A 1,039-nucleotide genomic window follows, 5' to 3' on the forward strand; every position below is an offset into this window, starting at 1 on the left:
GACTGTGTCGGGGGTGGTGGGGGTGAGGTGGGCGTGGAGGGTGGTGGGGTGGGTGGCGTGGAGGGTGATGTTGTTCCAGGCGAAGGGGATGCGTTGGGTTGTCTGTTCGTTTTGGGTGGTGTTGAGGATGAGGGGGTGGAGGGCGGCGTCGAGGAGGGCGGGGTGGAGGGTGTGGTCGGTGGGTTGGGTGGGGGTGGGGAGGTGGATTTCGGCGTAGAGGTCGGTGCCGTGGTGCCAGAGGTTGGTGAGGCCTTGGAAGGCGGGTCCGTAGGTGTAGCCCTGGTCGGCGAGGTGGTCGTAGATGTCGGTGAGGTCGTGGGGGGTGGCGCCGGTGGGGGGCCAGGTGGTGGGTGCGGGGGGTGCGGGTTGGGTGTGGGGGGTGAGGGTGCCTGAGGCGTGGGGGGTCCAGGTGTCGGTGGTGTGGGTGCGGGAGTGGATGGTCAGGGTGCGTCGGCCGGTGGGGTCGGGGGGTTCGACGGTGACCTGGATGCGTGTGGGGGTGTGGGGGGTGAGGGTGAGGGGGGCGGCCAGGATGAGGTCTTCGATGGTGGTGAGGCCGGTGAGCTGGGCGGCGTGGAGGGCGAGGTCGACGAATGCGGTGCCGGGCAGGAGGGTGGTGCCGGCGATGGTGTGGTCGGTGAGCCAGGGCAGCCGCTGGTCGGTGAGGAGTCCGCTCAGGACGAGGTGTCCGGTCTCGGCGATCTCGACGGCGGCGCCGAGCAGGGGGTGCCCGCCGGCGTCGAGACCGGCTGAGGCGACATCGGTCTGGTCGACCGGGTGGAGCCAGAACTCCTCGTGCTGGAAGGCGTAGGTCGGCAGATCGACCCGGTTGCCGCCGGGCAGGAGAGCCGTCCAGTCGACCTCGGTGCCGCTGGAGTACGCGGTGGCCAGAGCCTGGAGCAGAGCGCGGGGTTCTTCGCGTCCGTTCTTGAGTACGGAAGCGGCGGTGGCGGTGGGGGTGTCCAGGGTGCTCTGGACGAGGGACGTCAGGACCGGGTCCGGCCCGAGTTCGAGGTACGTGGTGATGCCCTGGGCGTCC

At 70.3% G+C, this 1,039-nt stretch carries 1 protein-coding gene; it reads right to left on the reverse strand.

Annotated features, from left to right (window positions below):
- On the reverse strand, positions 1-1,039 hold a 1,039-nt coding region (locus ABZ565_RS35800; protein WP_361036498.1), incomplete at both ends, for a polyketide synthase dehydratase domain-containing protein.

The sequence above is a fragment of the Streptomyces sp. NPDC016469 genome, assembly GCF_040632905.1.
Taxonomy (GTDB): domain Bacteria; phylum Actinomycetota; class Actinomycetes; order Streptomycetales; family Streptomycetaceae; genus Streptomyces.